Here is a 21,874-nt window from a genome sequence, read left to right as displayed (position 1 = left end):
ATGGCAGATGATCCGTACCTGAAACTGAAAAACATCGGGCGATGTGAATTGACTGGCCGGCTCGGCGAAGGTGGCATGGGCGTTGTCTATCGAGGCCGACATCGGGAACTCGATCTGGATGTTGCTGTCAAATTTCTTCATCATCATCTGGCTCAAAAACCGCTGGTTTCAGAACGATTCATCCGTGAAGCCCGCCTGGCAGCCAAGCTCCAGTCAACCGGTATGGTACGGGTATTCGACTGTGGTACCGAAGAAAACCAGTGTTACATCGTGATGGAATACGTGGATGGCCAATCGCTGGAAGATCATTTGAAGGAGCGATCCACAGTGCCAGTGAGCCGGGCGCTTCAGATTACTGAAGAAGTGGCCCGTGCCTTGAAAGAAGCGCTAGATCAGATCGGCATGATTCATCGCGACATCAAGCCTGCGAACATCCTCATCACCCGCAGCGGACACATCAAGCTGGCAGACCTGGGGCTGGCCAAGCTGGTCGATCATCAGTCCACCACAGCACAGACAGCAGCGGGCACCGCCATGGGCACGCCGCAGTACATGTCACCCGAGCAGTTTGCCGATGCCAGTCAGGTCGATCATCGCGCCGATATGTTTTCACTCGGCGCCACGCTTTACCAGATGCTGGTAGGAAAACCTCCTTTCGAGGGGGATACCATGTTGAAGCTGCTCAAGGCAGTAGAAGAGGGCAATCCTGATCCCCTGCCCGACCACACACCTCGCGATGTACAGGCAGTGATTGAAAAGCTGATGTCCAAACGCGCAGACGACAGATACCAGAACTATTCGCAACTCATTGATGCCCTGCAAAGTTGTCAGCGATCTCTCGGAGTAACAGAAGAATCAGTGCGTCACGATGTGGCAGCATCAACCACCGCAACCAGTGGAATCTCACAGACCTCCATCATTCCCAGGATCAAAGCGAAAGGGCAGGACATCCGCCCAGCGGTACCTACTGAGAACCGTGTTCTGCTGGTGGTAGATGTTCAGAATGATTTCTGCCCGCAAGGTGCACTGGCAGTACCAGGCGGCGACGAAGTGGTACCGGTGATTAACAAACTGTCACGGCGATTTGCTCACGTTATCATGACGCAGGACTGGCACTGCGAAGATCATCTCTCCTTTGCATCATCCCATCCGGGCAAAAAACCTCTGCAACGTGTGACACTGCCCTATGGCGACCAGATTCTCTGGCCTGACCATTGCGTCGAAAGCACTGATGGTGCAGCATTTCATCCGAAGCTCGATGTCGCCCATTGCGAACTGGTGATTCGTAAGGGATACCATCGCGAGATCGATTCCTACTCGGCATTCTTCGAAAACGACAGGCAGACACCAACCGGCCTCGCCGGGTATCTGCGTGAGCGAGGACTGACCAGACTGTTTTTGGTTGGACTGGCCACCGATTTCTGCGTGGCCTATTCAGCCCTGGATGCCAGACGTCTCGGATTTGAAGTCACCGTCATCGAAGCAGGCTGCAGAGGTATTGACGTTGAAGGATCACTAGCCGCCGCCTGGATTCAGATGGAAGAAGCTGGCGTGATTCGTGCGTAAATAAACACCGATTCTCCCTTGAAGGGAGAGGGGCTGGAGGTGAGGGATTCTGGTGTTAAACGCAATTATTCGATCACTGCACAAACAGAAACTCTTTGGTATTCACCAGTGCCCACAACAGGTTTTCATAGGCCTGCTTGCGGTTGGTATCGATCTTCTTGATATGATCCAGTGACGTTTTCAACTGTTGTTCGGTAGGCTGCCTGCCGTAACACCAGAGGAACAGTTCTTTCACCTTGGCAGCATCGTCACGTGCCTTGTCCGAAGCGAGTTTGTCAGCACGGGCACCGGCGCGAGCCAGCTTTTGCTGAACCTCATCGCTGTTCAAGAGATGCAGTGCCTGGGCCAGATTGGCATCGTTGGTACGCTCACATTCACAAGACGAAGTACGGGCCGGCTTGCCGAACACTTCCAGGAAGTAGCTGCCGTGGTTTTCATCAGGCAGCATGAGTGCCCGCCGCGGCCCGTGCGTATCAGTTGGCATGCCGGCAAAAGTACTGGGGCTGTCGGTAACCTGGCTGAGAGCATCGAGCAATACTTCTGCACCCAGGCGACGTGGATAAAACCGGGTAAAGTTCTGTTTGTCAGATTTGTTAAACTCATTCGGAATGGCGCTCAACTGATATGCCCGGCTGGTTACCAGGGTACGAACCAGTCGCTTGAGGCTCATGCCGTTGGCTTTGAAATCTTCAGCCAGTGCATCGAGCAATTCAGGATTGGTAGGCGGATTGGTCACACGCATATCATCAAGAGGATCAACAATTCCTCTGCCGAAGAAATGTGCCCAGTAACGGTTGACAATAGCCTTGGCTACAAACGGGTTCTTCGGATCGATCATCCAGTCAACTAGGTGATTGCGGGGATCATCACCAGTCTCCACCTTGGCAACCGGTGCATCGAGAGCCTTGATGGCAGCAGGCTTATTAGTACGTTTGTTGGTCGCAGCACCATCCTGCTTCACCCACAGGCGAAGTAGTTGGTCGCCTCGGTTATTGGGAGCACCGGGAATGGGAATGTTCTTGCGGGCTACCCGACCATAGAAGGAAGCCATGCCCCAGTAATCATCCTGGCTCCACTTTTCAAAGGGATGGTGGTGACAGTTGGCACAGGCCAGTCGCTGACCCAGAAACACCTGCGATGTGTCATCCACCAGATTAGCCAGGTCTCGCTCTTCCTTGTACCAGACCACCGGCGGATGCGTCGTTTCATCGCCCGTTGCGGAAATAACTGATCGAACAAACTGGTCGTAAGGCATATCGCTGGCCATCGCCTGCATAATCCAGGCATGGAAAGCATGTGTGCCTGGGGCACGGGTTGGTACGCCGTTGCGTTTAACTTTCAGAATATCAGCCCACTTGTTGGCAAAAGTGTAGGCATATTCCGGGCGTTCCAGCAACTGATCGACCAGCTTGGTCCGTTTCTGCGGGTCTTTGTCATTCACGAACCGTTCTACTTCAGCAGGCGTTGGTAGCGTGCCTGTGACATCAATACTGACCCTGCGAATGAATACTGCATCGCTTGCCAGATCAGAAGGCACCAACCCCAGTTGCTTGAACTTCCTGAGCACATGAGTGTCGATGAAGTTGTTGATGGGGAATTGATAATCAGGAATCTTGACTCCCAGTGGAACTGTGGCACGAAACACCGTGACCAAGCCCTGGTATCGAATCATGATGCCAGCTTCACCGCTGGCATTGCCAACATTCACCAGGCCATTGGCATCAATCGTGGCGATTTCGGTTTCGTTGCTTTCAAACTGAGCCCTTCGAGTGACATCTTCCACCGCTCCATTGGAATAATGGGCCATGACAGCAATTTGCTGCCTACCCTGGCGATTGACTACTCGTTGTTCTGGATGAACAGAGATTTTCGTGACCGTCGGATCTTTCTCTTCACCATACGGCATGCCGGCAGCAATCCAGCGACGAAGCATTTTATATTCATCGCTATCCTTCTCCAGTTTCTTGCCGCCGCCGTGTGGCATCAAGCCAGCGCCTTTTTTCAGCAACAGACTTTCATCGGGCGCAGCGGGAAACAGTCGGCGACCGCGTCCTTCCTTCACTAGAGTTTGAAAATCGAGGTCAGGTTCGAAGCCGAGCAATGACAGACGGAAGCCGTTCTGCCCGCTCGCCTTGCCGTGGCATCCACCAGCGTTACATCCAAGTTTGGTGAAGATGGGAACGATCTGATTTGGAAAATTGATTGGCAGGTTGTCGCCAACATGTTGAATTTCAACAGGTATGTTCTGCTGCTGGCCTGCAAGTTCCACGATGAGTTCAGTTTTGCCATTGGCCAGGGGAATTACACGGCCATCGGGCAACACCTTGGCCAAGGTCTGATTTCCAATGGTGTACTTGACCTTATTGGTGACATCCAATGCGAGGTTGGGCTGCTGATCTGTGATGACGAGTTGCCTGGAATCATCACTGCCGGTCAGGGAGATACGCTGCGGAAAAACAGCGAGCGTGTTGGCAGTTTTTTCATTCGCCTGCGTTTGGGGTGCAGGCAGAACACATGCAGTGAAGACTGCTAATGCAGCAAGGGGAATCATCCACTTCATTACAGCGTACCTAGGCGGGTAGCGGGTGGGAACTAAGTTGGTGTTCGGAAAAGCCAGCGACAAGGTAGGCTAGAGGTCGCCAGCGACATTTCCTGTACCAAAGGAAAGTTTACTCGATCAACAGCCAAATGCAAGCGGAAAGGAATGATTGGATGCACGATAAAATGAAAACTTACTTCACGAAATACCTCCCTAACACGAAAAAGCAGCCGCCCAGCATCATGGTGGCAGGCAGAGTCATGAGCCAGGCAAGAAGAATGCGGCGGGTGGTGCCGGGTTGAATGCCTGATCCGTTGGCAACCATGGTGCCCGCCACTCCACTGCTGAGGACTTGTGTCGTGCTGACAGGAGCCTTTGTGTAGGTTGCCAGCAAGATGGTAAGCGCTGCCACCAACTCCGCAGCAGCACCCTGAGCGTAGGTCAGGTGAGACTTTCCAATTTTCTCTGCCACCGTTACGACAATGCGCTTGTAGCCAACCGTGGTACCGATGCCCAACGCCAATGCCGTGCCAATCACCACCCAGAGAGGCACATATTCAATCGCGCTCAACAACTGCTGACGCGGTTTCTTCCATTGGTTTTCGAGTTCTTTCAGTTCAGGCGTTTTATGCAGGTATTGTGTTACACGGAAAATGGCTTGCCTGACTTCCCAACGGTCCTCTTTCTCAACTTCATCGAGTGAAGACAGCTTCTCCAGTCGTTCGTCAAGAAAGTCCAGATCGTGGATCAGCTTGCTGTGCCGTTGATCGTTTCCGCCAATGATTTTGCGTATCTGCACCGCTGCATCATGAACATCACGAGCCTTTTCAGGATTGCGGGTATTGAGAGCATGGTACATCGGCAGAAACCCGATCAGCACCAGCAACAGCAAACCCATTCCTTTCTGGCCATCGTTAGAGCCATGTGCAAAGCTGACACCACCACAGGTAGTTACCAGAACTGCCCGAATCCAGGTAGGCGGTTTGTCTTCTCCCACCGGGGGTTCATACAGTTTCCGGTTCGGGATCAACCATTTCATAAGCAGGAGTAACAACCCTGCTGCAATGAAACCAATGAGAGGCGAAAAGAGCAAAGCCAACCCGACTTCGCCAGCCTTCACCCAGTTGATGCCCATGATGCCATTGCCCTGCCAGAGACTGTTGGCAAGGCCTACACCGAGGATGGAACCAATGAGGGTATGGGAACTGGAAACAGGTAGCCCGAAATACCAGGTGCCAAGGTTCCAGATTACTCCCGCAAGCAGAATCGAAAGCACCATTTCGAGCGCAGCTGCTGACTTGGCATCCACCAGCAGATCGACCGGCAAAAGGTTCACAATGCTGAATGCAACCGCAGTGCCACCGAACAGCACGCCAAAAAAGTTCATGAAACCCGAATAGACGACCGAAGCCGTCGGCCTCATGCTCCGCGTGTAGATGACCGTGGTAACTGCATTAGCGGTATCGTGGAAACCGTTGATGAATTCAAAGCCAAACGCAATGATGATGGCAATACAGAAGAAGCACATCTGAGGTGTGGCCAGGCTACTAACCGCATCCCAGAAAGCCATTACTGCAACTGCCTCGTGAACGGGGAGAGAGCGTCTTCAACGATTCTTAATATATGGTCGAACTGTCTGGTCACCAACCTGACAAAATAGACAGCTGATGTATAGTAAGTCACGGAAAACTAAACCAATCAGTCCTTGATTTCCAGTAAAATATTCCCTTCGGTGTAGTTTTTATCCGCCTTGTATCCCCACATTCTCAGAAATCCCAGATTACCGATAACCTGCCCCTGATATTGAAAATGGCGTTCAACGTTCTTGATCATTTTGCGAGTATTAAGTTTAAGATTGATTCCGTCAAAAGTACCAGCAACCTCCCAGATAGCTGCCCCTTTATTTTGTGATATCTCTCCCACTATCGCGGTACCCTGGCGCTTGGTTACCATGAAAGTACACTCAGCAGTAGCAGCGGCAGGCTGCACCACCTGAATACGAAACCGCCTGCAGGCAAATGGATCAAATTTCAATTGTGCAGGTGGTTTCAGATCACTGCGGTAACCTTCCCAGACTTTACCAACCTGAAGTGCATCCAGACTGTTGATTTCTTCCAGCATGTTTTTCAGTTCTTTCTGCAACGCCGTTCGCTGCGTATCATTTGCAGAAAGTGCTTTGATTGCTTTTTCGTATGTCGGCAACGTTTTACCAAAGAATGCCTTGCGGACATTGACTATGAACTGTCCATAGGAGGATTGCATTGCCATGATGGGTGTCAGTTTGCCATTGGATTGGAAGGCACTTTTTGCATCTTTCAAATCAAGGATGATCGTGGCACGATCTGCAGCATTTACATTCTTCGCCTTCTCTGCCAAGGCAATCAATTGATCGAACGCCGCTTGGACTTTACCTTTTTCGGATTCCAGCATCTCCTGAAATTGTTTATTCGCAACCTCGGTGGTGGACGCAGTTTTGTCATCTGCCAAGGCAGATACGGTTAAACATGCAGTAATGATCAATGCTAACCTTGCCAATATTGAACGCATGGACATACCTTCCTGCAGGGCAATTATTCAAGTTTATTTCAAAAATAGCTGGGCAACTTCATGACGTTCGACAATCATAACGCTCAGCCCATACCTATGCAACAAAAACTGGAGAAACGCAGGGTTTTCAGATGTCGCTTGCTAGAAATGCAACTTATCGACTATGATGCAATGGTATTCCTTTTGGAGGTGATCGCATGAAGATCACGCTCGGCCTCGGCACACTCATGGCTGTGTTATGTTTTTCAGCTGGCTCACTGATTTCCCAGCAACCGCCTGCAAAAAAAGCTGCACAACCACCTGCCAACAATAAGACTGCGCAGCCACCAGGCAAGACCGCCACCGCACCAGAAAAGAACGCTCCTGCCAAAACAGAGACCAGTCGCAAAACTCAACCAGCAGCCAGCACTTCGGAAACGATTGTCACGTACACGTTCGATGGCGTACGCATTGAAGGAGATTACTACCCTGCTCCAGAAGGCAAGGAAAAGACCACGCCTTGCCTGATCCTTCTCCATCCTGTCGGGCCGAAACACTTTAATGCCAGCAGAGCCGACTTTGACAAGTTGCCTGCCAAACTGCAGCAACAAGGCTATGCCGTTGCAGTCATCGATTTCCGTGGTTACGGCAAAAGCAAAACGGTTGAATCTAAATTCTGGAATACACATCGACCCAAAACCAGGGTTCTTGATGTCATTGAAGCCAAAGATTATGCAACCTCACTCGAATTGTTCGAGTTGATGTATGATCTGACCGCACTCAAAATCTGGCTCAACACCAAGAACAATGCCAAGGAATGCAATTCACATGTCGTAGGTATCATTGGCTTGGAACAAGCCGGGCTGATCGCTATGGCCTGGGCAGCCAACGAACATACCGACAACTATCGCAGCCGCAACCGCACCATGTTGAACACCGGCGGAGGATTCAACAATCCCAACTTCGGAAATACCGGTTTTGGAAACCAGGGGTTTGGGAATCAAGGCCTTGGCAATCAAGGTAATAACCCTGGAGGCAACATCCCCCGCTTTGAAGGTGAGGATATTGTCTGCATCGTCCCTATTTCCACATCCAACCGATTGAGTGAGCCGATCAGCCTGGCTGTCATGGAGCGATGGATCACATTCTTGCGTGAACGGCAAGTAGCTACCATGGCGATGTACGGAGCCAATGATAAGGAATCCGTTGCTTTCTGGAACAAGGCCAGCAGTTGGGTGAAGCCGGCTAATGATAAATATCGCTACAAGAATTCCGGCGTAAAGACTTTCAAGACCAGTCTGACTGGAATAAAGCTCCTCATGAATGACACACTGGACGTTCCCAAGGCCCTGGAAGATTATCTGCAGGAATCGCTGAAGAAGACTGCCGAAAGCAGGCTGTGGAGTGAACAGACCGGGTCAGACCGACCAACGCCTATCGATATACAACGCCTGTTACGTTGACAGAAACATGTCACTACTTCTGATATAGCGGCTGATAAAGCTGGATGCTGAAGTTGCCTGGCACCTTCATGTGAGTCACCAACCCGTATCCGTGATTGGCAATTTCATCCATGAATTCAACTCCTCTGCCCTTCAGTTCATTGACGGTTTGTTCAATATCGTCACAGTAAAAGGAAATGCTGGGTGTACCTGAAGGGCAGCCGGTATTATCTTCAGCAGGATGACAACCCAGGTCTGCTTCTGTCATATTGAAGATCAGCCAGCCATCGCCAACATCAAAACCAGTGAAGCCCAGTTTGTCTCGAAAAAATTCACGCAGCGCTTCAGGTTCTGAAGTGTAAAACATGCCGTGCATGCCGCGGATCATGGGTTCATCTCCCAGTGAACTACCCGACAGTTAATTATCAGTTGGGCTAACCAATTATAAATCGAACAACTACAACAAAGCAAAGTTCATTTACCGGCACAAGGTTTATCCAGAAGATGGCAGAAGCAGGCAAGCTGGAATCCGCACTGGCTCGTGGACTAGCGCCCAATGGCGACCTGATCCATGAACTGGCCCAGCTCAGTGATTACAAAGTTCGTACAGCAACAAGTGCCCATGCCATCTGCCTGGCATTAGCGCGGCTCATTGAACTGCCACCGGAAATGCCTGAACTGCCTGTTCCATCCCGCACCGCTCTCGATTGGCTCGCTGCACTCTTTCAGCAGGTGGAAACACGCGAAGCGTTTGATGTGCTTCAACTGTACGGCTTGCCGCAACTCATCCGTCTGTTTGATGAGCGTTCCACCAAACTGGATTTGCTCTATCTGCTCAAATTGTTTGCCCTGTACCAGAACAGGCAGGGCAGTGAAAGGATTATCCAAGGCGCCCGCGATGGACTGCATGCTGACAGCAGATTCTGGTCGATCGTGTTTCGTCAATTGGAACTGGAGCATCCATACGGCGAACTGATTCTGAACGAATTAAGTAACCCAATACCTGGTGGATTTATAGCAGTTGCATATCTCGACTGGATCAATGCTTTCTGTCTTGCTGAAAGGCTGGATGCTCATCCTTTTGATACCGATTCCGGCCGACAACTTCTGAAGCAGTATCTGACAGATTCCGACCCGCAGCGATACAGCTATGCCCAAAGTGCAGCGGCCAGTCTGCCCTTCCTTCATGATGCTTCACGGCAGGAGCTGTTGGCGTTGGCACTAGACCATGCCAGCACGGATGTGCAGATGGAAGGTGCCTGGGCTTCAGCGAAGCTGGGTAGTGCTGCGGGTGTCAATATCCTCGCCCGTCTGTGTCGAGATCCTGCATACAGCAAGAAAGCTTGCCAATATCTACGTGAACTGGACTTGCCCGAAGCCATTCCGAACGATGTGCTTGATCCTGCCTTTGCTGCACAGGCTGAACTGGTCGCCTGGCTGGCTCACCCGGAGGAATTTGGCCATCCGCCTGATGAAATTCGTTTATTTGATATGCGTGAACTCTACTGGCCACCAACTAATGATCGCCGACGGGTCTGGCTTTTTGCTTATCGTTATGCAGTGGACGCTGAGGCTGAGGAATTACATGCCAACCCATACGAACAAGGCGTTGGCATGGTAGGCTCCATCACGTTCTCGCTCCTGGGAGAAACTTCCCCGAAGATGCCCCCCGAAGATATTTATGCACTACACTGTTGTTGGGAGCTTGAATTTCGAGGCGATGCACGCGCACCCCAGGTGCGAGACATTCGTGCTGGCCGACAGTTGCTCGCCCAGCATCAGGCTGGTTTCGCCCATCTTTAAACATGTAAACTACAGAACGGGTTTATGCGTACCTGGGTTATAGGCGATGTACATGGCTGCCTGAAAGCACTGAATACCCTGGTTGATGCACTGCAACTGGTAACCGATGACCAGTTGATTTTTCTTGGTGACCTGGTGGATCGTGGACCAGACAGCCACGGTGTCGTTGATCGTATTCTGGAATTGCGCGCGGTTCGTGTGGTTCATGTCGTGCAAGGCAATCATGAAGAGATGATGCTGATTTCCCGCGACTTGCCGGGCTACGCCAAAGCCTGGCAGCAATACGGTGGAAAGGAAACTCTGGCATCGTATGGCTGGAAACATGGTGTTGAGCCTGGCTGGACGCAGGCAGTGCCGGTTGAACACTGGCAATTTCTTCGTGACGGACTGGTAGATGCAGTATTGGAACAGAACCACATCATGATTCACGGAGGCATTGATCCAGAGAAACCACTCGAAGACCAGGATTGGAACGAACTGCGCTGGCAGCGATGGGATGATCCACAGCCTCACTGTTCAGGCAACATCGTCATCTGCGGACATACACATCAGCCGGGTGGAATCCCCGTTACAGTTGGACACAGTATCTGCATTGATACCTGGGTGTATGGCACCGGCTGGCTGACTGCTCTGGAATTGGGAAGCTATGAATATGTTCAAGCCAACCAGAAGGGACAGGTTCGTCGTGGTCAACTCGAAAAGTAGCTAAGGTGTACGCAAATGCTCTTTCCGAAACTTCCGTAACGCTGTCAGTATTGGCTTAGCTTGTCCATTGGCATCAATCATACCACTCAATGGAAAGAGTGAATCGGACGTATCTGACCATTGCAGCCAGGAATAGCTCAACGTGTAGGGCTTGCAGACCATAAGCGCCAGCAACCGCGTTGCCCACGCAGCCTGGAAATCAGGCGACCAGGGGTTGCCATCATCCATTACATCATATTCAAAATCTGAAGTCTGCTGCGATGCAGGCCCCGATGGTATACCTGCATAGATGGTGATCGGCACGCCAAACAGGGCATACAGGTCAAGCATACGCGAGGTTTCGATAAAATCACGCAGCCAACTGCCACGTTTTTTCCAGCCCATGACACATTCCAGGTTGAGTGCCGTCAACTCGACGCGACTTCTCAGCAAGGCATCAGAGAATACGAACGCCGAATACATCCGGTCGCCCCGTGCCAGATGTTCAGCCCAAGGCTGAGAGAGTGAAACACAGAAACGGCCATCAGGGTGAACCTGCTTAGCTGCAGATAGCAACTGTGCATTGAGCCATATCTGGTCTTCATCATCAATGGCTAACTGGCTGGTATCGTGAGCGTTGGCGGTAATGGTCCAGAAAGCGATATCACTTTTGTATCGCAACAGCGTTGCTTCCAGATAATCAAGCAGGAGATTCGCCAGGCTTTGCGAATCCCCCTTGTTCTGATCCAGCCAGCCAGGCATTCGCGATGGAGACAGATCAACCACTGGACCACCTTCAATCTGCAACCTGTGCTGCCTCGCCCAGGAAACGAGAGCATCGTACCGATCCCATTGGTAAGATGATTCCCGCGGTTCGATCAGCTTCCAGTTAAACGGAATGCGGACTGAATTGAAAGTAGAGAGGAAGAGTTCTTCAGCCTGCCCGGAAAGAGGCGCATCCAGTGCACAACTCAGGTAAAAAGGAATGGTGCCCTGGTTGCCTTTGCGGGTCTGCAGCACTTGCTCCAGGTAGGTATCGATCAGCGCTTCACCAGTCTGGATACCTGTCGTCAAGGCATGGAGACCAAGACGATCAGCATCTTCCTGTGAATTAGGCTGACAAACGGTATGAGCAAAAGCCAGGCTCGATGCCTTGAGCGATTGAAGCATTTCATCTGATAGCAAAAGACCGAGACTTTGCCAGTCTGCTGCCTGGTTACGCACCTGGTTGACCTTGCCTCGAGCCAGCTCGGTCAAAAGATGGTATGGCTGGGCACGTTCACCAAGAGTTGCTGTTCCGCAGACAAGAGTATGTTGCTGATCTCCGAGCCATGGAATGGATTGGTTCGGTAAAGTGATGGGCCAGGGTACATAAAGCGACCCACTTTCAGCGGGTTCCTTTTCCACCTGGTACATACCCTGTTCAATCTGGCACTGTGTTGGCCAAGGCATGAAATCAGGCAAAGCAGCGATGTAACCCTGGGAAAGGCCAGCCTGAATCTCAGGTGTTAACGTTGCAGGAATCTGAAAACGCAGTTGACCCATGTGCGCTCTGTCATGTCATCTCGACGAGTATAACAACCACATTGTTTACAGGAAATCTTCGGACAGCACACTGCTGTTGATTCTCTGCTTCTCGTTGTCATGAAAGTGTAGCAAGAAACGATTCAGTTGCCAGAAGGAATCACGTTCTGAGATGAATATTCAGTCATTTCAAAATGAAAGGCAGGCCGAAGTTTACGAGTAAACTGAATATTTCAACCCTTCATTACCTTTCGCAATATCATTGACTGTCATTCTTGACAGTTCAGGAGAAAAGCCTTGGACTTCAACAGTCAATTTGTGACAATGACCTCGCATCTAGATGAGCAACGAGCGAGACGTAACATGTCCACCGTACTTCAGCCCCGTTTGTTTAGTGCTTCGGACACTTATGCTGCTACTGAACTTTCGATTTCTGACCTCTTTCTCAGCACTATGGAAGAGATCGAAAATCTCAGCAGCGATAATCACCAGCCTGGTACAATTAAAATCAGCTGTATGCCCAGCCCAGTAGGACCACTGCTTCTGGGGGTGCAGGAACAATCGCTGCGATTCGTTTATTTCGGTCAGCCAGAAAGATTGATGGAGCAATTGTTACGCCTGCAGCAACAGTTGAAGAAGCCACTTCGCGCTGCACCTCATCGCCTGCTTGAACAAGCCGAAGAAGAACTCAGCGATTATTTTGCAGGCAACAGACAGGAATTCACGGTGTCCCTGAAAGCCATCGGCACTCCTTTTCAGGAAAAGGTCTGGCAGGCTCTCCGGGAAATCCCATTTGGCTCTACTTGGAGCTATGAACAACTTGCAACTCGGATAGGTCAGCCAACTGCCAGCCGTGCTGTAGGCCTGGCGAATGGCGCTAACCCCATTTCCATCATCATCCCCTGCCATCGTGTCATCAATAAGGATGGGCAACTAGGCGGCTATGGCGGTGGAATGTGGCGCAAGGAATGGCTGCTGAATCTTGAACAGCAGCAGAAATAGACAGCGACCGGGAAACTATTCAGCCTCGAAGATAGCAAGTGTTATCAATTTACTTAACATGCGTTCTAATTTTTCTTCATGGGAGAAATTCTCCAAATCGGGTAAAGTGATTGGTGCATCAATCAATTCCCGTCTGGTTCGTGTACCATCGCATAATAGTAGAAAATCGATCATATACTTATCAAATTCAACCGGTATATGCAGTTGATTGGTGAGAACCGTTTCACCTCGCGACAATTGATCTCGCATGTTTGCTGATATCTTTGGTCGAGAAGGTAGTTGGCTGGCAACATTGGGCTTGATGCATTTAGCGTCCAGTAGCCCAACTTCATAGCAGGTTTTCAACGTTCGATGAAGTTCCTGTTCATCTTCTGCCAATACACCCTGAGTCTTCAATAACTCCTCAGCGTGCGTCCGTAATTCCGCAACCGACCAGTATCGCGGGAATGTCTGCATCATCGAATACATGGCTGCTTTGCTCAGAGGATGATTCAGTGAGATAGTTGCACTGTTGGGCGAAACAATCCTGAGTGCCGTTTCTTTATCCCATTTTAACTCGCCCTCATGTTGGGCATTGGAAGAAAAGAACATGGTTACCAGTCGATCAATTGCAATATGGTGATCAATCTTGTTTCCATGACGGCAGAACAGGCTAGACCGAAATCTCCGGAGTTTGAGAAAATCGAGATACTGTTCCTTCATGAGATAACTGGTGGTTTCAATATTCTGTAAATGCTGCTGAATGGGCTCAGGGAAATAAATACTGGTGGAATCCAGAAATGTTGCCTCTGATAAAAACTGAAGTTGGAACTGATTCGCTTTGGCGACTACCTGATGAAAGTACATCGGTTCATTGTTCGGCGACAAATCATCGTGATAGATGGAACTGTCGCGACGATGATGAAGTAGTTCGTCAATTTCCTTGCGGGCATCAAGGCCAACATCCTTCTGACTCGCCAGTGCGTCGTTCAGGAATCTCAAGAATGCATTTGCTTGACCCACTTTTTCCCTTGGCGATTCATATTGATGAACATGGAACAGCATCATCTCCCGCAACATGCGTCGAAGATAGCAGCCTGGGTACACATTGTAACTCAGGTACATAATTCCCTGCGGGGCAAGCAGTTTCTGGTGCATCAGCCAGAGATACTCCCGAACCGGCGTGGGTATCCACGAATACAATCCGTGTGAAACCATGTAGTCAAAAGGAGCGTCATCCAGCGGATAATGCGTTAAGTCCCCAGCGATCAGTTGTACATTCTTGAGTCCAAGCCTGTCTACTACTTTCTGACCTTCAGCAATGGCGTTTTCGGCCAGGTCAATGCCCACAAATTCACTCTCGGGAAAACCGCAGGCGATATCGATCAGATTTCGCGCATTCGAACAGCCAATTTCGAGGTAACGGCACTTGCGCGGATCCGCTGGTGTCAATCCATGCAGTCGTGCCCGCGTTGCCAGATGCACCGGATGGGTCTGCGCGAAGGGATATGAATCGTAGGGAAATGTTTCGTATTGCTGTTTAATATCGCTCATAGCTGATTCACTACCTTGAAATAATTTAATCCTGATGAAACATCGTGACAGAATCCCCGTGCGAGTCAACTGGAAAGAAATCAGACCATTTTCACTACTCTCGTCTGCGACATTTTTATTTTATTTTTCAAACATCTGGAACCAAAGCAGCCTCGTCGTGGAACTATGTACTTAGAAGCACCTAGTGTGCTGGATGGGAATCATGACAACGTCAGGCAAGATCGGAATGTTGCTGAATCAGCATCAGGAACACAGGCTGCACACACTGGGTGATGGCGAACTCCTGCGCCGGTTCTCACAGGAAAGAGATCAATCCGCCTTTTCGACACTTTTGCAACGACATGGTTGCATGGTTTATGGAATCTGCCGCAGGCTCCTCCATTGCCCGCAGGATATGGATGATGTATTCCAGGCAACTTTCCTAGTTCTGGTACAGAAAACCGAAAAATTATGCCACCGTCCCATTGTGGGCGATTGGTTGCACGGAGTTGCCTATCACACGGCATTGAAAGCTCGAGCCATGAAAGCGCATCGACGTCGCAAAGAAGAGAAGGTTGCCCGCTCCGAAGCTGTTATGGACGAGATGAACAGCGAATGGCTGTCCGTGCTCGATGAAGAGATCAGAAAGCTGCCAGCACGTTATCGTCGCATGGTGGTGTTGTGTGATCTGCAGCAGCGTACGCGACAGGAAACCGCCAGGCTGATGGGTATTCCCGCGGGCACCGTTGCCAGCGGATTGTCGCGGGCAAGGGCCATACTGGCACGTCGGTTGAAAATGCGCGGGTACGAGGCGCCTACTGCAATCTTGACAACTGTCATGGCACAACAGGCTCTCGCCCATGCAATACCTCTAGAAACGCTCAGTCAAACAGCTTCTTCAGCAGGTCAGGTTGCTTCGGGTATCACAGCGGGGGTCACCACCAAAGTTGCACTTCTGATGCAATATGCTTTGAAATCATCGCTCAGCAAACTGGCAGTGATCGCACTCCTTGCAGGTATTCTTGGCACCGGTGCCGCTTCTGATGACTGGATTACACCATCTGTTGATATCCACAGTAAACCTGTGTTCATCAGTTCTGCTGAAAGGCCTGTCAAAAATACAGAAGCACAAGCAGTTGTTCATGCTAAAATACGTCGGGCAGTTTCGCCAATGAGAATGAGAGTACCTGTTAACCCAGGCACAGAAGAAGAAATCGTCTCGCAGCTGAATCTGACAACCGAACAACTCGAAGCATTTCAGCGGGCACAGTCGATGATGAAAGCTGCCTGCGAGGAAATGTACCAGATGAAAACAGGATTCGTCGAACGTGGCCAAATGCTCAACTCCTGCTGGAACCAGGAACTGCGAGGCATCTTCACCGATGAACAGTATCAGCAGTACCGTGCCTACTGGGCTACTCACGAACCCACGTACTACGCGATGAAGCGCTAACCCAACAAACCCATTTCACTTTACACCCTCTTAAGGAGTGCGCAGATGCTACGTCGATGGTTTCTACTCAGCCTGACCACAGGACTCGCCTGGCTATTATGTTTCTCTCCTCTAATCGCCGATGAACGAGTCTTTATCGGTTTGTTTCAGGTTAAAGCAGAGCAGCGTGATGCCCTCATGGCCAAGTTGAAAGAACATGGTTTCCATGGTGTTTATGTCCCGGAAAATGGATCGCCCGATACCTTGCTCTATCGAGGCACCAAAACTGAGTATGAAAAAGCCTACGAAACTACGTGGAAATGGATGGATGAAAAAGGGCATTTGAAACTGACTTCCACGCAAACCACTCCCAAGCCGAGTATGCAGGTCAAGAAAGCCACTGTTCTATCGCGTGATGATCAGATAACGGATGAAGAAGCCTTTGACAAGCTTCTGCTTTCGCCACTTCAGAAAGAACTGGCCCAGGCTGTGATGAAGGAGATGAAAGAAAAATCCAAGGAGTTTCAGGACACACCACCTACCCCGGAACTGATCAAAAAGGGGACGGAACTGAACCAGTGGATGCGCAAATCCCTTCGTGCGATTTTTACACGCGATCAATACACCCAATACTTCAAGCTCTATGGCGCCACTCCTACTGAAGAAGAACTCGGGCCAGCTCCCAAAGTCACCAAGCCCAATCCTAAAGCCAAGAAGACAGATGAAGCCATTTTCAGTCAGCTTGGAATGAGCGACAAGCAGAAGGAACATCTCGACAAACTGCAGAAATGGATGAAGGACGCAACCGCCAAGATGAAGGCGAAAACCGAAGGACACATTGAAGAAGGCGCCAGTCTGAATGACAAGTGGCGAGCCGGCCTGGATCGCATTTTGACCAAATCCCAGCGTAAACAGTACATGGATTACTGGGGTCCGCCACCGGCACTCATTCGATAAGTGTTTCCTGGCCTTGAACCGTGATGGGTGCCATTGTTTCGCTGTACTCTGCGTAACAATGCCAAGTTTGCTGTTGATAATGCGAACTTTCTTCCACACCATGGTAACCCAGCACGGTTAAGTCGAGTACGACGAAACCGTGGCACCCAACTTGAGTGCTACTCCACAATAGTCCTTTCCACACACAGCAATCACAAAGAAGGAGCAATACATGAAACCGATGTTGTTACTGGCTTGCATTGCACTGACTACTGTTGCAGCAAGCCGGCTTGACGCAGATGAAAAGGGACCTTTGAAAACCTGCCAAAACACACTGGCCATTGAGTGGGTGTTGCCCGGCGAGTTTGACCAGGCTCTCAAGTTCGCAGAACAGAAACAACGCTTGATCATGATCAAAGGCATTGCGTTCGGCATTGATCATGTCGGCGCCAAAAATGCCACCAAGGGCTACTGGTGACCGGGCGCTGAACCCATGCGAGCAGGTTGCTTCGCTGAGCCCCGCGTGATTCAGCTTCTGAATCGCCGATTCATCAACTTCTATTACAACACCGATTCCGGACCGCCTCAACCAGAGTACCAGGGCAAAGACCCGCTGGCCAAGGAATTTGTCAAAGGCAAAGTCAAAAACAAATATGCCTTCTACGCGGCCTTCTCGGCACGTGGAGAACCGTTGGGTGTGACTGATGTCTATTCATCCAAGGATAATGTTTTCGATTTTCTGTGTGCCCTGTTAGAGCAGAATCCTGAATTCAACCGGTTCACTTCGGATGAAGAAAAGATTCTGGCATCAGCCAGGGAACAGCCAGCCAATGCTCAAGCCCAGTTGCAGGCAGGCAAACTGTACGAAGAACTCGGACAGTATGCCAAAGCCAGGCCATACTACGAACGGATACTTGCTGCAGAAAAGGCAACTCCTGCTGTCGCAGATGCATCGCGTGGTTTGCTTCGCATGCTGAAGTATCAGAAGAAATGGGATGCACTGGATGCCTTGTGTGTATCGCTGGCTGCCAGGCCTAATTTTGCACAACTGCAGATCAATGCCGACGTGGTCACGGAGAAGGCACACATTCTGAAAGCCCGAAAACAGTACGACCAGTTATGCAAATCTCTGGAGGATGCCATCAAGGCCTGCCCGCAATCGCAACGGATGAGCGAAATGCACTTCCTTGCTGGAGTGGGGTACTACTTTCTCGAAGACAAGCCTAGTGCTTATTACCACTGGTGCTGGGTTGTCGAGAATCTGCCTGATGATCATCTCACCAGGCGATGCTACCTGGCAGCGGCACATGAAGGCATGCCTTACGAGAACCCCGAACTGGACAACTATTCCGCACCACTACATGGAGGCAGGATCGAAGTCATCCAGGCTGCCTACGATCGTGCGAAAGAAGTCTATCTGAAACGTGCTGGGAAATAACTATTATTCTTACTCCCCACTCCCATGCTTTCTCCCCTCTCCCCTGGAAGGAGAGGGGTTGGGGGTGAGGGGGGTTACTTCGCGCCTGGTGGAACATGCTGTTTCAACCAGCCGAATACTTCTTCATGCCAGAACTTGCTGTTGGCAGGTTTTAACACCCAGTGCCCCTCATCGGGGAAGTTGACAAACCGGCTAGGCACTCCCTGACGCTGCAGTGTGCTGAAGAGTTCATGCCCCTGACCGATAGGACAACGGAAATCATAATCGTTGTGAATAATCAGCATAGGCGTTTTGAATTTGCCGATGTTGGCAGCCTTGGTGTGAGGCGAAAATTCACGGTACTTGCCTGGAACCTCCCAAGGCAAACCGCCATGTTCCCACTCATCAAACCAGAGTTCTTCCGTGGTTCCCCACATGCTTTCGAAGTTCCAGACTGAGCAGTGAGTGATCAACGTCTTGAATCTTCCGGTGCTGACAGCAAACCAGTTCATCATGTAGCCACCGAAGCTGGCCCCTGCAGCGCCCATGCGATTCTTATCGACGTAGGGCAACTTCTCGACGAAATCGACACCAGCCATCAAATCACGAAAACACCTGCCACCCCAGTCGCCTGAAATTTCATCGGTAAATTTCTGCCCGAAACCTGTGGAGCCTCGCGGATTAGGCAGTGCAACGACATAACCTTGTGCTGCCCATAACATCGGGTTCCAGCGATTGGACCAACTGTCTTCCCACGCACCCTGTGGACCACCATGCACCAGATATGCCACCGGCCACTTCTTGCTGGGATCAAACCCAGGCGGCTTCAATATCCACATCTGCATCTTGCCGCCTTCCACATCAACCTGAACCGATTCAGGCTGTGGACGATCCAGCTTGGAAAGCAGTGCCTCATTGAAAAGGCTGAGTCTGGAGTAGAAAATCGCAGTGGGGCCATCGGTTCCTTTCATGAATCGGACACCGCGAACTTCAGACGGGCTGGTAAGATGTGCAAGAGTATGAGCCCAGTTCTGCCCGCTGGTATCACTGCTGAGTGATCCAATCTGGCCAACACTTCCTTTGGGGTATGCATAGTTGTCACCAGTCCCCATTTTCAAACCCGTGGTGATCTTTCCTTGTTGATTCACGGTGTAGAACGAACTGGAAGCATTCTCTTCGGCAACGAAAACAATGTCTTCACCTGGTGTCCAGTTGAATTCGCCTGCCGAAATATCTTTACCTTCAGTGAGGTTTTTGGGAGTACGGTCAAAGCTGCCATCCGGATTGCAGTCCACCACCTGAATATCCCACTTGTCTGCCTCATATCCAGCCCGCTTTTGTGCCCGCCAGGCTAACTTCTTGCCATTTGTGCTGAACCGGGGATAGACATCAGCAGCTGGGTTGCGTGTCAGCGTTTCCCATTCTGTACTGGTGTTCGTGATGCTTACCCTACAGATATCGTAATTGGTGCTCCAGGCCTCATTTTTCGCTGGCACCGCACTGAACAGCAGGTGGCTGCCATCAGGGCTGAAGGTAAAATCATCCCCCACGCTGAACGTCGATGAAGTTGGATTGGCATCGCGGTCGCCTGGCGTTACATCTTTGCAATCAGTGCCATCGGCATTGCAGACAAACAAATGCTGCCTCTTGTCTTCAACGTATTCATCCCAGTGACGGTAAAAGAGCTTCTTAAAAACGCGTGCCTTCACGGGGTTCTTTTCAATCTGATCCAGTTTCTCCTGGTTCTTTTTGTCACTCTCTGCAAAAGGCAACGAGCTGAATTCAGGAAACACGGAAGAAACAAAAGCGATTTTTTTACCATCAGGCGACCAAATGGCATTGGAGGCACTGGTGCTGATCGTAGTAATCTGCTGAGCTTCACCACCAGACAGGTCAATAATCCAGAGTTGATTGGAACCACTACGGCTCGATTCAAACAGGATGCGTTTGCCATCAGGACTCCAGCGTGGGTGACGATCCTTTTTGGTCGTTGTGGTCAATTGCCTGGAGGGTGAACTGGCATCAGCCGCTGCCAGCCAGAGGTTTGAACTGGTCTTGTTACCAGGCAGATCAACGGTAGTGACAACGTAGGCAACCCATTTTCCATCTGGGCTGATCTGCGGATCGCTGATTCGCTTGAAGGCGAATAGATCATCGATCGTCATAGGGCGTTTGTCATCAGCGATAGCCAGCGTAGTAGACATAAGTGCCAGTGCAAGTGATACGAGGATACGCATCGGGGAGAATCCTCAAGCAGGAAGTGATACTCCCATTAAACAGGGGAAAAGCGAAAGAGCAAGAAGAGAAGTTACTCGTTCCACTTTGTAATATGTTAGAGGAGTGGAAATCATGGAACCTGGTCAATTTCTGCCATGAGTGCATCCGTCTCTCCCGAATTACTTGTTGCATTGACCGGACAAAATGCCGGTGCGGTGCAGGAATTGCTTTCCACCCTGCCAGCTGAACATCGAAAAAATGTCGAGATAGTCGCTAATCGACTTGAAGAGCAAGGCTGGCTGACACCCTATCAGGCTGGACATTTCAGTGCCGGTCGTGGCGATGCTCTACTGGTCGGACAAAACGTTGTGCTCGATGAACTCGGGCATGGCAGCATGGGCATGGTCTACAAGGTGCGCCATCGTATCATGGGTAGAATGGCGGCTCTCAAAGTCTTTGTTCCCGAAGCCGATGGCAGCGAGAACCATGCCCGCTTCCTCCGGGAAATCCAGGCCACCGCCCAGCTTGATCATCCCAATATCATCAAGGCTTACGAGGCTGGTGAGCATCACGGTTCTTACTTCCTGTCCATGGAATTAATCGACGGAAAGAACGTACAGGAAATTGTTGAACGCGAAGGACCAATCCCGGTTGAGCAGGCTTTGCATACCTACCTGGAAGCTGCCAAGGGGCTAGCACATGCCCATAGCCTCGGCATGGTGCATCGAGATGTGAAGCCAGGCAACATTATGGTCAGCCGAACTGGCAAAGTGAAAGTCCTTGACCTCGGGCTGGTCAAGTTTCTCAAAGGCATCTCCAACATGGCGAGCAGCCTGGATGGTACCGTGCGAGGCACAGCAGCCTACATGTCGCCGGAGCAGGCCATAAGCATTCGCCATGCGGATCATCGTTCAGATATTTACAGCCTGGGCAGTTCGCTCTACTTCACACTGACCGGCAAGGCGATGTTCACAGAAAAGACGATCATGCACCAGTTGCTGGCACATCAGAAAAAGCCTGCACCCAGCCTGCTTACCACGCTTCCCGATCTGCCTGCTTCGATTGAACAACTCTACCAGCGCATGGTTGCCAAGGAACAGGCTGACAGATACCAGAGCATGGATGATGTCGTTGCATGCCTTAAAGCAATCCAATCAGGCTCGGAACTTCCAACAGAATCAACCGTCAGTACATCCGCCACTGAAGAACAGCAGGATCCACCTTCATCTCCGTGGAAACGCATGTTTTCATTCTGGCGTGAAAAAAGCTAGGAA

General features: G+C 50.6%; 17 protein-coding genes. 10 read left to right on the top strand and 7 right to left on the bottom strand.

Annotated elements, in window-relative coordinates:
* Positions 1–1,566, top strand: coding sequence for a bifunctional nicotinamidase/pyrazinamidase (gene pncA, locus JNJ77_01390; protein MBL8821210.1), 1,566 nt, complete (start codon positions 1–3; stop codon positions 1,564–1,566).
* Positions 1,567–1,639: 73 nt separating this feature from the next.
* Here the strand turns inward: pncA and JNJ77_01385 are convergent, their stop codons facing one another.
* The 3 genes from JNJ77_01385 to JNJ77_01375 form a co-directional block, all read right to left on the bottom strand.
* Complete coding sequence (locus tag JNJ77_01385; protein MBL8821209.1) at positions 1,640–4,126, bottom strand: DUF1553 domain-containing protein; 2,487 nt, start codon at positions 4,124–4,126, stop codon at positions 1,640–1,642.
* 172 nt (positions 4,127–4,298) lie between these two features.
* The gene (locus tag JNJ77_01380) at positions 4,299–5,675 is read right to left on the bottom strand and encodes an inorganic phosphate transporter (protein ID MBL8821208.1); all 1,377 of its coding nucleotides are present in this window, start codon (positions 5,673–5,675) and stop codon (positions 4,299–4,301) included.
* A gap of 128 nt (positions 5,676–5,803) precedes the next feature.
* Positions 5,804–6,652, bottom strand: coding sequence for a hypothetical protein (locus JNJ77_01375; GenBank protein ID MBL8821207.1), 849 nt, complete (start codon positions 6,650–6,652; stop codon positions 5,804–5,806).
* 197 nt (positions 6,653–6,849) lie between these two features.
* Here JNJ77_01375 and JNJ77_01370 point away from each other — a divergent pair, with 197 nt between their 5' ends.
* Positions 6,850–8,094, top strand: coding sequence for a hypothetical protein (locus JNJ77_01370; protein MBL8821206.1), 1,245 nt, complete (start codon positions 6,850–6,852; stop codon positions 8,092–8,094).
* Between the two features lie 13 nt (positions 8,095–8,107).
* Here JNJ77_01370 and JNJ77_01365 read toward each other — a convergent pair whose 3' ends face one another.
* Complete coding sequence (locus tag JNJ77_01365) at positions 8,108–8,461, bottom strand: hypothetical protein (GenBank protein MBL8821205.1); 354 nt, start codon at positions 8,459–8,461, stop codon at positions 8,108–8,110.
* 116 nt (positions 8,462–8,577) lie between these two features.
* On the opposite strand from JNJ77_01365, the gene JNJ77_01360 reads away from it, so the two are divergent.
* Entirely contained in the window at positions 8,578–9,876 is a 1,299-nt protein-coding gene (locus JNJ77_01360) for a hypothetical protein (GenBank protein ID MBL8821204.1), read from the top strand.
* 24 nt (positions 9,877–9,900) lie between these two features.
* The gene (locus JNJ77_01355; GenBank protein ID MBL8821203.1) at positions 9,901–10,581 is read left to right on the top strand and encodes a serine/threonine protein phosphatase; all 681 of its coding nucleotides are present in this window, start codon (positions 9,901–9,903) and stop codon (positions 10,579–10,581) included.
* Here the strand turns inward: JNJ77_01355 and JNJ77_01350 are convergent, their stop codons facing one another.
* Complete coding sequence (locus tag JNJ77_01350; GenBank protein ID MBL8821202.1) at positions 10,582–12,105, bottom strand: endo-1,4-beta-xylanase; 1,524 nt, start codon at positions 12,103–12,105, stop codon at positions 10,582–10,584. It lies immediately after the preceding gene.
* A 303-nt stretch (positions 12,106–12,408) separates the two neighbouring features.
* Between JNJ77_01350 and JNJ77_01345 the strand changes: the two genes are divergently transcribed.
* Entirely contained in the window at positions 12,409–13,086 is a 678-nt protein-coding gene (locus JNJ77_01345; GenBank protein ID MBL8821201.1) for a methylated-DNA--[protein]-cysteine S-methyltransferase, read from the top strand.
* A gap of 15 nt (positions 13,087–13,101) precedes the next feature.
* Here JNJ77_01345 and JNJ77_01340 read toward each other — a convergent pair whose 3' ends face one another.
* Entirely contained in the window at positions 13,102–14,619 is a 1,518-nt protein-coding gene (locus JNJ77_01340; GenBank protein MBL8821200.1) for a class I SAM-dependent methyltransferase, read from the bottom strand.
* Between the two features lie 202 nt (positions 14,620–14,821).
* Here JNJ77_01340 and JNJ77_01335 point away from each other — a divergent pair, with 202 nt between their 5' ends.
* The 4 genes from JNJ77_01335 (at position 14,822) to JNJ77_01320 (ending at position 18,404) form a co-directional block, all read left to right on the top strand.
* A complete protein-coding gene (locus JNJ77_01335) occupies positions 14,822–16,051 on the top strand; it encodes a sigma-70 family RNA polymerase sigma factor (GenBank protein ID MBL8821199.1) in 1,230 nt (409 codons plus the stop codon).
* 45 nt (positions 16,052–16,096) lie between these two features.
* On the top strand, positions 16,097–16,987 hold the full coding sequence (locus tag JNJ77_01330; GenBank protein MBL8821198.1) for a hypothetical protein: 891 nt from the start codon (positions 16,097–16,099) through the stop codon (positions 16,985–16,987).
* A gap of 211 nt (positions 16,988–17,198) precedes the next feature.
* The gene (locus tag JNJ77_01325; GenBank protein ID MBL8821197.1) at positions 17,199–17,444 is read left to right on the top strand and encodes a hypothetical protein; all 246 of its coding nucleotides are present in this window, start codon (positions 17,199–17,201) and stop codon (positions 17,442–17,444) included.
* 45 nt (positions 17,445–17,489) lie between these two features.
* Positions 17,490–18,404, top strand: coding sequence for a hypothetical protein (locus JNJ77_01320; protein MBL8821196.1), 915 nt, complete (start codon positions 17,490–17,492; stop codon positions 18,402–18,404).
* 74 nt (positions 18,405–18,478) lie between these two features.
* On the opposite strand, the gene JNJ77_01315 is transcribed toward JNJ77_01320, so the two are convergent.
* Positions 18,479–20,620: a S9 family peptidase gene (locus JNJ77_01315; protein ID MBL8821195.1), complete on the bottom strand. Its 2,142-nt coding sequence runs from the start codon at positions 20,618–20,620 to the stop codon at positions 18,479–18,481.
* Between the two features lie 135 nt (positions 20,621–20,755).
* Between JNJ77_01315 and JNJ77_01310 the strand changes: the two genes are divergently transcribed.
* Positions 20,756–21,871 (top strand): serine/threonine protein kinase, encoded by a 1,116-nt coding sequence (locus JNJ77_01310; GenBank protein MBL8821194.1) that lies wholly within the window; start codon positions 20,756–20,758, stop codon positions 21,869–21,871.
* The last annotated feature ends 3 nt before the right edge of the window (positions 21,872–21,874 follow it).

The organism is Planctomycetia bacterium (genome assembly GCA_016795155.1).
Lineage (GTDB): Bacteria > Planctomycetota > Planctomycetia > Gemmatales > HRBIN36 > JAEUIE01.
The sequence above is the reverse complement of the archived record's forward strand: the minus strand, read 5'-3'. Positions and strand labels throughout refer to the sequence as shown.